General features: G+C 65.5%; 16 protein-coding genes. 10 read left to right on the forward strand and 6 right to left on the reverse strand.

Going from position 1 to position 13416, the window contains the following annotated elements:
• The first annotated feature begins 111 nt into the window (after positions 1-111).
• Both J2S97_RS20205 and J2S97_RS20210 read left to right on the forward strand, forming a co-directional pair.
• Positions 112-678 carry a dihydrofolate reductase family protein gene (locus J2S97_RS20205; protein ID WP_307051725.1) on the forward strand — a complete coding sequence of 189 codons (567 nt, stop codon included), beginning with the start codon at positions 112-114 and terminating at the stop codon, positions 676-678.
• A gap of 31 nt (positions 679-709) precedes the next feature.
• On the forward strand, positions 710-1213 hold the full coding sequence (locus J2S97_RS20210) for a GNAT family N-acetyltransferase (protein WP_307051726.1): 504 nt from the start codon (positions 710-712) through the stop codon (positions 1211-1213).
• Positions 1214-1272: 59 nt separating this feature from the next.
• On the opposite strand, the gene J2S97_RS20215 is transcribed toward J2S97_RS20210, so the two are convergent.
• Complete coding sequence (locus J2S97_RS20215; RefSeq protein ID WP_307051727.1) at positions 1273-1791, reverse strand: putative immunity protein; 519 nt, start codon at positions 1789-1791, stop codon at positions 1273-1275.
• Between the two features lie 56 nt (positions 1792-1847).
• Positions 1848-2444 (reverse strand): dihydrofolate reductase family protein, encoded by a 597-nt coding sequence (locus tag J2S97_RS20220; RefSeq protein WP_307051728.1) that lies wholly within the window; start codon positions 2442-2444, stop codon positions 1848-1850.
• 214 nt (positions 2445-2658) lie between these two features.
• On the opposite strand from J2S97_RS20220, the gene J2S97_RS20225 reads away from it, so the two are divergent.
• Both J2S97_RS20225 and J2S97_RS20230 read left to right on the forward strand, forming a co-directional pair.
• Positions 2659-2931 (forward strand): hypothetical protein, encoded by a 273-nt coding sequence (locus J2S97_RS20225; RefSeq protein WP_307051729.1) that lies wholly within the window; start codon positions 2659-2661, stop codon positions 2929-2931.
• A gap of 379 nt (positions 2932-3310) precedes the next feature.
• A complete protein-coding gene (locus J2S97_RS20230; RefSeq protein WP_307051730.1) occupies positions 3311-3553 on the forward strand; it encodes a hypothetical protein in 243 nt (80 codons plus the stop codon).
• Between the two features lie 40 nt (positions 3554-3593).
• Here J2S97_RS20230 and J2S97_RS20235 read toward each other — a convergent pair whose 3' ends face one another.
• The gene (locus J2S97_RS20235; protein ID WP_307051731.1) at positions 3594-4079 is read right to left on the reverse strand and encodes a MarR family winged helix-turn-helix transcriptional regulator; all 486 of its coding nucleotides are present in this window, start codon (positions 4077-4079) and stop codon (positions 3594-3596) included.
• Between the two features lie 125 nt (positions 4080-4204).
• Between J2S97_RS20235 and J2S97_RS20240 the strand changes: the two genes are divergently transcribed.
• From J2S97_RS20240 to J2S97_RS20265, 6 genes are all read left to right on the forward strand, one after another.
• Positions 4205-5161 (forward strand): SDR family NAD(P)-dependent oxidoreductase, encoded by a 957-nt coding sequence (locus J2S97_RS20240; RefSeq protein WP_307051732.1) that lies wholly within the window; start codon positions 4205-4207, stop codon positions 5159-5161.
• 59 nt (positions 5162-5220) lie between these two features.
• Positions 5221-6057 carry an amidohydrolase family protein gene (locus tag J2S97_RS20245; protein WP_307051757.1) on the forward strand — a complete coding sequence of 279 codons (837 nt, stop codon included), beginning with the start codon at positions 5221-5223 and terminating at the stop codon, positions 6055-6057.
• Position 6058: 1 nt separating this feature from the next.
• Positions 6059-7291: an acyl-CoA dehydrogenase family protein gene (locus J2S97_RS20250; protein ID WP_307051733.1), complete on the forward strand. Its 1233-nt coding sequence runs from the start codon at positions 6059-6061 to the stop codon at positions 7289-7291.
• Between the two features lie 156 nt (positions 7292-7447).
• Positions 7448-7903, forward strand: a complete 456-nt coding sequence (locus tag J2S97_RS20255; protein WP_028270914.1) for a MaoC family dehydratase — start codon at positions 7448-7450, stop codon at positions 7901-7903.
• Positions 7904-7990: 87 nt separating this feature from the next.
• Positions 7991-9385: an MFS transporter gene (locus tag J2S97_RS20260; protein ID WP_307051734.1), complete on the forward strand. Its 1395-nt coding sequence runs from the start codon at positions 7991-7993 to the stop codon at positions 9383-9385.
• 53 nt (positions 9386-9438) lie between these two features.
• The gene (locus tag J2S97_RS20265) at positions 9439-11049 is read left to right on the forward strand and encodes an acyl-CoA synthetase (RefSeq protein WP_307051735.1); all 1611 of its coding nucleotides are present in this window, start codon (positions 9439-9441) and stop codon (positions 11047-11049) included.
• 129 nt (positions 11050-11178) lie between these two features.
• Here J2S97_RS20265 and J2S97_RS20270 read toward each other — a convergent pair whose 3' ends face one another.
• The 3 genes from J2S97_RS20270 to J2S97_RS20280 form a co-directional block, all read right to left on the reverse strand.
• Positions 11179-11802: a LysE family transporter gene (locus J2S97_RS20270; protein WP_307051736.1), complete on the reverse strand. Its 624-nt coding sequence runs from the start codon at positions 11800-11802 to the stop codon at positions 11179-11181.
• A gap of 51 nt (positions 11803-11853) precedes the next feature.
• Positions 11854-12405, reverse strand: a complete 552-nt coding sequence (locus J2S97_RS20275; protein WP_307051737.1) for a dihydrofolate reductase family protein — start codon at positions 12403-12405, stop codon at positions 11854-11856.
• Between the two features lie 78 nt (positions 12406-12483).
• Positions 12484-13299: a class I SAM-dependent methyltransferase gene (locus tag J2S97_RS20280; protein WP_307051738.1), complete on the reverse strand. Its 816-nt coding sequence runs from the start codon at positions 13297-13299 to the stop codon at positions 12484-12486.
• Between the last annotated feature and the right edge of the window lie 117 nt (positions 13300-13416).

The raw sequence follows: 13416 nt of genomic DNA on the forward strand, positions 1-13416 counted from the left end.
ATTCTCTGCCATGTTGCATCTGATGCATGATCCGCTGTACTTGAGGGAGTGCTTCACTGGAAGATACGACGGCGGCCACAGCGGCTTTTCGCCGCAGCTGGAGGTACTCGAATGCGCAAAATCGTCCTCATGATGTCGGTCTCCTTGGACGGATTCTTCGAGACGCGTGACCGGGACATCAGCTGGCACCGGGTGGATGACGAACTCCTCCGTCACTTGAACGAGCAGTTCCGGACGATGGGCGCCTTCATGTTCGGGCGCGTCACCCATGAACTGATGACCGCTTACTGGCCCACTGCCGACCAGGATCCGGACATCTCGGCGGAAGCCGTTGAGTTCGCCGGGATCTGGCGCGAGATGCCCAAGTTCGTCTTTTCAAGGACCCTCACCTGGGCAGGCCGGGATACCGCGGTGATTCACGACGTCGTGCCTGCACAAATCGCGGAACTGAAGGCGCAGCCCGGCGGCGACATCGCCCTCAGCGGCGCCAATTTGGCCGCCACCTTCATGCGGCACGGCCTGATCGACGAATTCCGGATTCTCGTCCATCCCGTGGTCCTGGGCCAAGGCCGGCCGCTGTTCGAGGCCCCTGATGTCCGGATGGACCTCAGGCTCAAGGGGGCCCGGACGTTCGGCAACGGCGTGGTTCTGCTCCACTACTCGAGCGACGGCGTCTGAGGGGCCCGCGGGTTCGCCTATGAGTACGCCGGTGAGGGTTCGACACGCGCGCGTCGAGGACGCTGCCGAGATGGCGCGCGTGAATGTGCGGTCGTGGCGTGAGACGTACCGCGGGGTGATGGCTGACGACGTCCTCGACGACCCGGCGTTGCCCGCTGCCCGGGAACGGTTCTGGACTGCCATGCTCAGCGATGAGCGCTACCGCGCGAACCGCGTCGCCGTGGCCGAGCGTGATGGCGAAATCATCGGGATCGCGATGGCAGGGCCCTCGCAGAGCTCCGCATCGCAGTGGGGCACGCAGCTCTACGTGCTGTACGTCGTTGCGGCTGAGCATGGGACCGGTACCGGGGCCGCCCTCCTGGACGCCGTCATCGGCCCGCACGATTCGGCAGCGCTCTGGGTGGCGGATCCGAATCCCCGGGCGCAGGCGTTCTATCGCAAGCACGGGTTCGCGGCGGACGGGACCGTGAACGTGGAGGACGGCGTGCGAGTAATCCGGATGGTGCGGGTCCCCTCCTGGCGTGGCTCGGACTAGGCCTCTCGCTCCTGGTCGCGCAGCTCACGGCCACCGGCTGATGAGTGGCAGGCTTCAGATCAGTCGTCGAAGGCGTGCCAGCAGATGGGGCTCCGGCGTTCCTGATCGTCGAGAACGAGTTCACGGACACCGGCAGGCAGGTGCATGCGCTGCCACTCCCGTTCCTTGGTCCTGGCCTGCGCTGCCTCGCCGGCTGGGACACATGCGCCGGCCGCCCTGATGCCGTACGCAGCAGCGCCCAGATCATGGGCGGCGACGTGAGCGACTGCAACCGCCTGGCCTGCTGACAGTGCAGCGAACTTCGCCGGATCGGGCATCCCGCGTGCCGCGGCGTTCGCCTGGAAAGCCGCCCGGTGTGCGTCTCCCATACGCACCTCACCGCGGATCCAGGCTCGACCGACATTGATAGCGTCCCGGGGCCGGCTGTCTCCTGGTTGATGATCCTCGTACAGATGCAGCACGTGCTCGGCGCACAGGATGGCCCAGCCAGCCAGAAGCCGGTGGTGTTCGTCCGTCAGGGTGCCCCCGCGGCGGATGGTGATCAGCCGAGGGTCACGCTCTTCCGGGAGGATCGGCACAATTCCATCCTAAGTTGCAACCGCCCAACAGAACGGGAGCCTTGAGCGTCAGCTTTTCAGCGGACTGCCCGATAGCGCACATGGGTGACGAGGCTGGTACCGCTTACTTCGGTGGGCTCAAGCTTGACGTTCGCGACGCCGTCCAGCAGCCGTTCACCCGCTCCCAGAATCATGGGCGAGATGTGGAGCCGCAGCTCGTCGATGAGCCCCGCCGAAAGGTACTGCTGGACGGTTTTTGCTCCTCCGGCAATGGCCACGTCCTTGCTGCCAGCAGCCTTCCGCGCCTGGGCCAGCGCCGAGTCGATCCCATCGGTCACAAAGTTGAAGGTGGTGCCGCCCTGCATCTCCAGAGGCTGGCGTGGATGATTCGTGAGAACGAACACGGGCGCGTGATAGGGCGGTTCTTCACCCCACCAGCCCCGCCATTCCTCATCCCAGACCCCTGGCCCTGGTCCTGCGAACATGTTCCGTCCCATGATGTAGGCGCCGGCCGCGAGGATGCCTTCGCGCGCGGCTGCGTTGGCTTCGGGCTCTTCAAACTGCCACCTGTGCAGGAGCTCTCCGCCCTCGCCCAGTGGCTCCTCCAGGCTTTGGTTCGGGCCGGCGACGAATCCGTCGAGGGATATGGTCAGATCACAGGTGACTCGGCTCATGCGCCCATCATGCCACCACTCTGCGGTTCTGGTCATGGCTGAGCATCCAGCAGTCTTCACGGGGCGGTAACCGGCCCGGAAAGGTCGAACCGGGGTTATTTTCGTCACGCTTTCTGCGTCCTGCCGGGTTCCGGGTTTCGCTGCCCCCATACTGAGATTGACACGGCGAATTCCGGCGCCAAACCAGTCAGGAGGCAGAGCATTGAACACTGTTATGACAGTAGTGACGAACGAGTATTTCCCTGCTGCGGCGGTGCTCTTCGGCGTTGTGCTTTTTTGGACGGTGGCCCTCTTCGGCGGCCTGTCACTCCTGAGTACCAACCAGCCGCCCATCGCTACGCTCACATGGCTGCTCTTCGTTTATGCCGCGGCCGTTCTCTCGCCGCTGGCAGGCCTGCTGGCCATGGTTGACCTCCTCCGCCGCTGGCTCCGGAACCGCCGTTCAGCCCGCGCCGAGGGGCGCGCGGCCGGAACCAAGTCCGCCTAAGCGAACCGGAGAAAACGGGTAGCGTCCACTCGCCCGCGGCGGGGTGGAATCTCCTAAAATTGTTATGGGGCCGGCGGCGAAAAAGCCCGCTGAGACCCGGGCTGTCCCCAGTCGCCGTCGGCCCTTCCGACTGGCGCGCTTTTGTCCAGGGCGGGACTCCCGGTGGAGCTACTGCACGCCATGGAATGCCATGCGTCACAGGACGCGTCTGCGGTATTCTGGTTTCGGGTTATGCAGGCAGCCTCCGGATACTTCGCTGAGGACATCCCATGGGCCCAACAGTCTTCGCCACCGCTTCATCCGCGGGATTTTTGATGGTTCCTGCCGCTTTCGCCGTGCGGGTAATTGCCGCGGCTGCGAGACCCCGCTCGAGGGCCACGTGAATTCCGGCCGAGGCCGCCTCGCGGGCATCGAAGAGCGGCGCATCTTCAGGTCCTATGCCTCGTTGTCGTGCGTTCCCACCGATGAGCTCGAAGCCCTGGCTGACCTCCTGAAGAATCACTCCGGCGTGCCCGGTCCGAACCATGCCGGTGTGGTGGGGCCCGTCGTCATGGCCGAACTAACGCGCCGGAACGGCGCTGAATGCCACAGGCGTCCGCACCCGGACGGTTCGGGACGCTAGCGGACACGTCCGGGCGCAACGGGTCACCGGGGCAGCGCCTTCATCCGGGCAGGCCGGCGCCCCACAGGGCCTTACGCAGCAGGGTTTTGAGCTGGGCCGATTCCTCGGCCGGCAGGCCGTCAAGCACTTCCGCTTCAGCGCGTTGCGCGGCTTCGCTCGCCTGCTCCAGCACCTTCCCTCCTTTGGCGGTGGCCGTCACTGTCTTCGCGCGGCGGTCCTGCTTTCCAGGCGCCCTCACCACGAGCCCCCGCTTCTCCAGCTCATCCACCAGGGCAACGATCTGACTGGGGTCCAGGCTCAGGAAGTCCGCCATTTCACGCTGCGTCGGCTCCAGCCCGCTGTTCGCCAGGATCAGGATCGAGTAGGAACGTTCCTTGAGATCGAACTCGGCCAGCGCCCTGTTGTTCAGCACGGACCCCGCGGCGTGCAGTTTGGCCAGCAGGAACCCCAAATCCTGGCTGATGGACGCGGCGACAAGCTTATGGACCGGCTCGGTCCGCTGGCTGCCCTGTGTCTCGATCGTCATGGCCAACTCCAATAATCCTCAAAACAAATCGTTGACATTTTCAACTATCCATATTTTCATGGATACAGAACAGCATCCCACGCCAACGGCCGGGATGTACAAGGTCAGCTAGCAAAGGAGCAGCCATGAGCCTGTCAGGCAAAGTAGCAATCGTCACCGGAAGCGGGCGTGGCTTGGGCCTGGCCTATGCCCGGGAGCTGGCCCGGCAGGGTGCCGCCGTCGTCATCAATGACGTCGACGCCGACGTGGCTGCGGAAGCGGTCCGCACCATCGAGGCCGACGGCGGGAAGGCCGCCGCCGTCGTCGCTCCCGTCGGTAGCACGGAGGTTGCCAAGCAGCTGGTGCAGGCAGCCGTCGCGGAGTACGGCCGCCTGGACGTCCTGGTCACCAACGCCGGCATCCTGCGGGACAAGTCCCTGCTGAAAATGACCGACGAGGACTTCGACGCCGTCATCAACGTCCACCTCCGCGGCACCTTCACGTGCGTCCGGGAAGCGTTCGCCTACTTCAAGGAGAACGGCATCGCCGGCCGGATCATCACCATCGGCTCGCCCACTGGCCAGCGCGGCAACTTCGGCCAGAGCAACTACGCCGCAGCCAAAGCCGGCATCGTGGGCATGGTCCGCACCTGGGCGCTGGAAATGAAAAAGGCCGGCGTGACCGCCAATGCCGTCATCCCGGTGGCCGCAACGGCCATGACCAAGACCGTCCCCTATTTCCAAAAAGCAGTGGAGGCCGACGAGCGCGGCGAGGCCATGCCGGCTTTCTTCCGCCACGGGCTCGGTTTCGGAACGGCCGACGACGTCTCCGGACTGGTCGCGTTCCTCGCCTCTGATGAGGCGGCCGGCATCACCGGCCAGGCCATCGGCGCCGGCGGCGACCGGCTGCAGCTCTGGACCCACCCCGAGGCCGCAGCCACCGAATACCGCGAGGGCGGCTGGCGCTACGAGGATCTCGTCGAGAAGTTCGGTCCGCTCTTCGGCGGCAAGCTGCAGTCCGTGGGCGAGGAATTCCTGCCGTTGCCCGAGGAACTGCAGCCGGAAGAGCAGCCTGCCACAACAGCGCCTGCGAAGGTTGGCTAGCCGTGGCTGCCACGCGCTACGAGCTCGGCATCGACGCCTCGAAGCTCGACGCGATCGACATGCACGTCCACCTCGAAGTGGACGGCCACGGCCATGAATCACTGCCGTCCGCCCTGACCGAGGCCTCGGCCAAGTACTTCAAGTCCGAGGACCGCACGCCGTCGCTGGACCGCATTGCCGAGGTATACCGCGAACTGAACATGGCCGCCGTCGTGTTCACCGTGGACGCCCGCACCCAGCTCAAGCACGAGCCAAACAGCATCGCGGACCTGATCGCCGGCGCGGCCCGGAACAACGACGTGCTGATCCCGTTCGGCAGCGTTGATCCGCGCACCGGTGCCGAAGCCATCCAGGGCGCCAAGCGCCAGGCCATCGACCTGGGCGCCCGCGGCTTCAAGTTCCATCCGAGCCTGCAGGGTTTCGACCCCTCCGATGAGCAGTTCTATCCGCTGTGGGAGGCCCTTCAGGAACTGGGCCTGCCGGCCATCTTCCACACCGGGCAGAACGGCATGGGTGCCGGGCTTCCCGGCGGGTACGGCATCAAGCTGGCCTACTCCAACCCGCTCCTGCTGGACGCCGTTGCCGCGGATTTCCCCGGTTTGCAGATCATCATGGCCCACCCGTCGGTTCCCTGGCAGGACGAGGCCAACTCCATCGCCACGCACAAAGCCAACGTGTTCATCGACCTCTCCGGCTGGTCGCCCAAGTACTTCCCGGAGTCGCTGGTGCGGATGTCCAACTCCGTGCTGCAGGACAAGGTGATGTTCGGCACCGACTTCCCGCTCATCACGCCGCAGAAATGGCTTGCCGCGTTCGCGGACCTTCCCCTCAAGGACGAGGTCCGGCCGAAAATCCTCAAGCACAACGCCGTGCGCCTGCTCGGACTGGACGGCTGAGATGAGTGCCGCCACAGCTGAGCAGACCCCTACTGCCGAAAAGACCCGGCTCTACGGCCTCTGCGACTATTACGACGCCGAGTCCCTCCTCACAGAGGAAGAGCGCCGCGTACTGGGACGGCTGCGAAGCTTCCTGGACCGGGAAGCGCAGCCGCTGCTGGCCGAGTACTGGGAGCGCGGCGAGTTTCCGCAGCAGCTCGCCCAGCCGCTGATCGACCTGGACCTGATGGAACCCGGCGAGCTGACCGGTGCCGCGGGTGCGGATGGCAGTCTGGCCCGGGGCATCTACCAAGGCTTCCGGATTTTCGAACTGGCCCGCACGGATGCGTCGCTGGCCACCTGGTACACCGCCCAGGCCGGGCTGTTCCGTACGGCCATCCGCGTTGGCGCTTCGGCGGAGCAGCAGGCTGAGTGGATGCCGAAGGTCACCGACTTCTCGCTCAAGGGTGTCTTCTCACTCACCGAACCCGACTCCGGTTCGGACATCGCCGGCGGGCTCTCCACCACCGCCCGCCGGGAGGGGGACTCCTGGGTCCTGGACGGCGCCAAGCGCTGGATCGGGGGAGCCGCCACGGCCGACGTGCTCGCGGTGTTCGCCCGCGACGTGGCCGACGGGCAGGTCAAGGCCTTCCTGGCGGACCGGGATGCGGACGGCGTGACGCTGGAGAAGATCCACGGCAAGACAGCACTGCGGATGATGCAGAACGCGCACATCACCCTCGACGGCGTACGCGTTCCCGAGTCCATGCGGCTGCACAATGTGAACTCCTTCAGGGATGTGGCCGCAATGCTCCGTGCCATGCGTTCGGACGTTGCCTGGATTGCCACGGGCGTCCAGGCCGGGGCCTTCGAAGCAGCCCTCCGCTACGTGACGGAACGACGGCAGTTCGGCCGCCCGCTGGGATCCTTCCAGCTGGTCCAGGAGAAACTCGCCCGGATGCTCGGCAACGTCACGGCCTCACTGTCCCTGGTGGTCCGGCTGACGGAACAGCAGTCCCGGGGCTTCTACCGCGACCAGGACTCGGCCCTGGCCAAGATGCAGACGTCCCTGCTGATGCGCGAAACCGTGGCCCTTGCACGGGAAGTGGCGGGCGGCAACGGCATCACGCTCGAATCGGACGTCGCGCGGTTCCACGCCGACGCCGAGGCCGTCTACTCCTACGAAGGCACCCACGAAATCAACGCGCTCATTGTGGGCCGGGCCCTCACCGGCGAAAGCGCCTTCACCCGCTGAGCCACCCGACCTGAACCGCGCAACCGAACCGCCCTAACTGAACCGCCCTGACTGAACCGCCCTGACTGAACCCGGACAACAACTGAAACCCGACGCCGGCAGCACCGCACCGCCGTCGTACTTCCGCAACTCCAAAAACCCACCCAGGAGGCAAAGATGCCCAATCTCGTCGTCGACTTCGACAAACTGCTCACGCTCGCCGGAACCGACCTCGGCGTGACCGAATACCGCGAAATCACCCAGGAGCAGATCAACAAATTCGCCGACGCAACCGGCGATGACCAGTGGATCCACGTTGACCCGGAACGCGCCAAGGACGGCCCGTTCGGCGCCCCGATCGCCCACGGCTTCCTCACGCTCTCGCTCATCATCCCCTTCTGGGGCGAGCTGTTCGACGTCGACGGCGTCACCACCAAAGTGAACTACGGGCTGGACAAGGTCCGTTTCACCTCGCCGGTGAAGGTGGGCTCGCGGATCCGCATGCAGGCCACCATCGCCGAAGTCACCGAGGTCAAGGGCGGCGCCCAGATCAAGGTGTCCAACACCATCGAGATCGAAGGCCAGGAGCGCCCCGCCGTCGTGGCCGAATTCCTGGCCCGCTTCTACAAGTAACCCGCTTCAAAAGGTCCACCGCTTTTACAGGTCCACTGCTTCTACACGTAACCACCCCCTTTTGTCCCTCTGTCCTAAGGAACAGCCATGTCCGGACTCACTCAGCTCCAAGCCATGGGTACGGCCGAACGCCGCAAGGAAGCGCGCACGGTCATCGCCTCCAGCTATCTGGGCAGCACCATCGAGTACTACGACTTTCTCCTCTACGCCACGGCTGCCGCGGTGGTCTTCCCCAAGGTCTTCTTCTCCGGAATGGACGACTGGGTGGGCGTGGTGGCCGCCTACGGCACCTTCGCCGCCGGCTACGTGGCACGCCCGCTCGGCGGCATCATCTTCGGCCACTTCGGTGACAAGCTGGGCCGCAAGGGAATGCTCATTGTTTCCATGCTGGTCATGGGTGTGGCCTCCACCCTGATCGGCCTCGTCCCGGACGCCTCCGTGGCTGGCCCGTGGGGCGCCGTGATGCTGGTGATCCTCCGCGTCTTCCAGGGCATCGCCGTCGGCGGCGAGTGGGGCGGCGCCGCCCTGATGGCGCTGGAACACTCGGAGTCCGGACGGCGGGGCTTTGCGGCGTCGTTCGTGAACGCCGGCGCCCCGACGGGCGCCGTGCTTGGCACATTCATCATGGGGGCGTTCTCTTCCCTGCCGAATGACCAGTTCCTCGCCTGGGGCTGGCGCGTGCCGTTCCTGCTCTCCTTCGTGCTGCTGGGCGTGGGCATGTTTGTCCGCCTGAAGGTCTCCGAGAGCCCCATCTTCAAGGCGGCCCTGGAGCAGGAGAAACGGGAACAGGAGAAGCGTGAGCAGGCCGAAGGGGCGCAGGCCGCAGTGGCAACGGGGACAGGCGGAACCGCACCGGCCCGGCGCGAGATTCCCCTTCTCCAGGTTCTCCGCCGCCCCAAGACGCTGATCTTCACCATGCTGGCCGGAGCCGCGGGGTTCGCCCTGCAGGTGGTGCTCGCAACGTTCGCGGTGACCTTCGCCGTCTCGAAGGGCGCCGACCGCCAGGGCGTGCTTTACGCCTACGCCGCGGCCTCCCTGGTCTCCATCGTCTTTGTGGTCCTGGGCGGCAGGCTCTCGGACAAGCTGGGCCGGCGTCCGGTGATGGTGGGCGGACTCGTAGTGTTCATCGCGTACCTCGTGCCGATGTTCCAGCTGCTTTCCTCCAACAACATCATGCTGATCTTCGTGGCGTTCGCGGTGGGCCTGATGATCCACTCGATGCTGTTCGGCCCGCTGGCGGCCTTCGTCTCCGAACAGTTCGGCACCACGTCCCGCTACACGGGCGCCTCGCTGGGCTACCAGCTGGCGACGCTGCTCGGTGCAGGCTTCACGCCCGGCATCGTGGCACAGATCTTCAAGGATTCCGGCCAGAACACCGGTTCCGTGGTCTGGTACCTGGCCATCATGTCGGTGGTCTCGATCGTCTTCATCCTGCTGACCAGGGAACCCAAGAACAACGATCTCGAGACCGTCCAGGCCTGACCCTTCATCGGGTCCCGTCCAACGGGCTAACCTCACAGTAGAAAGGATTTGCCGTGGAAAATTTTGGCATCGGCTCGTGGCTGCAACGGCGCCGCCCGAAGTCGGGCACCAAAGCCGCAATCATCGCCGGAGACCGTGAGGTCAGCTACGAGCAGCTGGCCGAACGTTCCAGCCGGCTCGCCAACGCCTTCCGGGACCGGGGTGTGGTCCGCGGGGACCGGGTGGCGTACCTGGGGGAGAACGATCCGTCCTTCCTGGAGACACTGTTCGCCTGCGGCCTGGCGGGGGCCATCTTCGTCCCCCTCAACACGCGCCTGGCTCCGCCCGAAATCCAGTTCCAGCTCCTGGACTGCGGCGCAGTCCTGTTGGTGCACGCCGACAGCCTGTCGGACCTCGCGGTCCGCGGCGGTGCGGGGACCGCGGTAGGCCGGCGGATCGTCGTCGAGGACCACCACACAACAGGCGCTTACGACGGCGGTGCCAACGCCCACGGCGGCGCGTCTCCTGCCGAGGCGGAATTGCCGGCGGCCGAGGACTATGAGGACGCCGTGGCGTCCGGCTCGGACGTGGCCCCGGACGAGCCGGTGGGCCTGGACGACGGCGCCATGATCCTCTACACCTCGGGAACCACAGGGCATCCCAAAGGCGCCCTGCTGACCCACGGAAACATCACCTGGAACTGCATCAACGTCATTGTCGATTTCGACTTCGCCTCCACGGACGTTGCCCTGATGATCTCCCCGATGTTCCATGTCGCATCCCTCGACATGGGCGTCCTGCCCACGTTGCTGAAGGGCGGCACCGTGGTCCTGGAACCCAAATTCGATCCCCTCCGGACCCTGCAGCTCATCGAACGGCACCGGGCCACCACCATCAGCGGTGTGCCCACCACCTACCAGATGCTCTGCGAACATCCCGCCTGGGAGGCCACGGATCTCAGCTCCCTGAACAAGCTGACCTGCGGCGGGTCCGCCGTGCCCCTGCGCGTGCTGGACGCCTACGAGAAGCGCGGGCTGCGGTTCTCCAACGGCTACGGGATGACCGAGACGGCGCCGGGCGCGACAACACTGCCGGCGGCACGGTCCCGGGACAAGGCAGGATCGTCCGGCCTGCCGCACTTTTTCACGGAGGTCCGGATAGCCGACCTCGCTGATCCTGCTGCAGGATCTGCAGCGCCGGGCACGGTGGGTGAGATCCAGATCAAGGGCCCCAACGTCATCCACGAATACTGGAACCGTGCCGACTCGACGGCCGACTCCTACACCGAGGACGGCTGGTTCAAATCCGGCGACATGGGCTACAAGGATGACGGCGGCTTCGTGTTCATCTCGGACCGGCTCAAGGACATGATCATCTCCGGCGGCGAGAACATCTATCCTGCCGAAGTGGAGCAGGCCATCACCGAGCTCGACGCCGTCGGCAGTGTGGCCGTGATCGGTGTACCTGACGAAAAATGGGGCGAAGTGCCGCGGGCCGTGGTGCTCCTGAGGGAGGGCGCCCAGCTGAGCGAAGAGCAGCTGCGGGCTCACCTGGACGGCCGCCTGGCCCGCTACAAGATCCCCAAGTCGGTGGTGTTCGTGGACGAGATGCCCCGGACCGCAAGCGGCAAGATCCGGAAAGCGGACCTGAGGAACCTCACCCCCGCGAACGGACAGCTCCAATAGCTCGAACGGACACTTGCGGCCCTGAACAAAACTGCCCGGACCCGGGACCTGGCATGGGCCGGGTTCGGGCAGTCTGGTCTATTGAGCGCGAACGGACACTTGCGGCCCCCGGTTCTCGTGGGCCTGCCGCTAGTGGATCAGCGCAAGCATGATGCCCACGGCCACGAACAGCACGCCGAACGTCCGGTTCAGGATCTGCTGGCCCCGCGCGTTGTGTGTGAAGCGCTGGAATGACTTGGCCGCGGCGGCGAAGAAGAACCACATGACCAGGATGTCGATGACCACCACGGTGGCCGTCAGGACCAAATACTGCGGCAGCAGCGGCTGTTCCGGCCTGATGAACTGGGGCATGAAAGCCAGGAAAAAGATGATGGCTTTGGGGTTCAGCAGATTGACCCACAGGCCGCGACGGAACATGGAGGGGCCGGGTTCGTTGCGGAGTTCGGCGGCTTTCTCCTGGTCCAGGTCGGGCTTGTGCAGGAACTGCCGGATGCCCAGATAGACCAGATAGGCAGCCCCGGCGTACCGGATCACGTTGAAGGCCACCGGGGAGCTGGCTACCAGGACGCCCACGCCCAGTGCCACGATCAGCACGTGCACCACGAGTGCGGCCTGCTGGCCCAGGATTCCCCAGATGGATCGTCGGAATCCCGAATTCAGCGAGTTGCTCATGGTGTTGATGGCACCGGCCCCGGGAGTGAAGCTGATCAGGACGCCGGCGCCGGCCAGGGCCAGCCAAAGGGAGGGTTGCACCCATCCAGTTTAGGGGCGGGAGCGCTGCCGCAAGGTCGCCGTGTTTCCTCCCTATGCGGAGCGGGCACCGTAGCTGAGGATCATGTTCCCCTTGCTGGTTCGCTGCGAATCCTGCAGCTCCAGCCGCGTCACGGGGTCGCTGTCTTCGAACAGCCGCCGGCCGCTCCCTGCAATCACCGGGTGGACCATCAGCATCAGCGAGTCGAGCAGGCCCGCGAAGAGGAGCTGCCGGGTAAGCGAGATGCTGGCGAACACGGCAATCTCGCCGCCGTCGCCGTCCTTGAGGCCGGCCACGAACTCCTCAAGCGGTGCATCCATGAGGCGGGAGTTCTGCCATCCGAGCTCACCCGAAAGTGTCCTCGATGCCACGAACTTTGGCAGCTTGTTGATGAACTCTCCGAAATCGGCGTCGTCGGCCGCGCTGGGCCAGTAACTGGCCCACTGCTCGTAGCCGATCCGTCCGAGGAGCCCGGTTTCCACCCGGGCCATCATCTGATTCATCCCGGCGCCGAGTTCCTCGTCGAAACTGTCGAACTGCCAGAGGTTGGGGGACTCAACCACGCCGTCCACGGAATAGAAAAGGCCTGCGGTCAATGTGCGCATTGGGGGTTCTCCTCGCTGGTGGTTTCCTTCGCATCCTAGGGACAGAACGGTGTCCCGGGGAATGGGCTGCAGGAAGTACTAGGCCCGCGCGATGACTTCGCCGTTGGGGATCAGGAACCAGCCGTCGTCCGTGGAGCCCCAGCGGTGCCATCCCGCCGAGATCCGGGCCAGGTCCGCCGCGTTGGCGAAGCCGTATTCCAGGGCCTGGTCCGCGAAGGCCGAGTGAAGCACACGCTCGCCCCACACCCGGGCCTGCCAGCGGCGCTGCTGGCCTGTGGCATACAGCCAGTTGCTGCTGGTGGGCGACACGTCGGTGAACCCTGCGGCCTGCGCCCAAGAGACCAGCCGGCGTCCGGCGTCGGGCTCCGCGCCGTTGCGCCGGGCTATGCGCTGGTAAAGCTCCATCCACTCGTCCAGTTCAGGGATGGCGGGGTACCAGCTCATGCCGTGGAAATCGGCGTCCCGCACTGCCACAATGCCGCCCGGCTTGGCCACCCGGCGCATCTCGCGCAGGGCCTCCACGGGATCGGTCAGGTGCTGGAGCACCTGGTGCGCGTGGACGACGTCGAACGTTTCGTCCTCGAAGTCGAGGTCATAGATGTTGCCGGCCAGGAACTCAACGTTCTCCACCCCGCGTTCGGCGGCAAGCGCCGTGGCGTGGGCGATCACGTCCGGGGAACGGTCCAGCCCGGTTACACGGCCTGGCGCCACCAACGCGGCGAAGTCGCAGGTGATGCTGCCCGGCCCGCAGCCGACGTCCAGCACGGACGTCCCGGACGTGAGGTACGGGATCACGAACGCGGCCGAATTCTCAGCGGTCCGCGAGGCATGGGCACGGACCACTGACTCGTGGTGTCCGTGCGTGTACACATCTTCAGGCTGCTGCGCACTCATAAGGAAACGCTACAGCGCCGCCGGGGAAAATGCGCGGCAGATTGGCGGGCGAAAACAGGCAGTTTATTGTGCTTCGCCGTCAGTTTCCCCGCTTCTGCGGCCCGCAGGTCTGCGGAT

The sequence above is a fragment of the Arthrobacter oryzae genome (assembly GCF_030812315.1).
In the GTDB taxonomy this organism is placed as follows: domain Bacteria; phylum Actinomycetota; class Actinomycetes; order Actinomycetales; family Micrococcaceae; genus Arthrobacter; species Arthrobacter oryzae_B.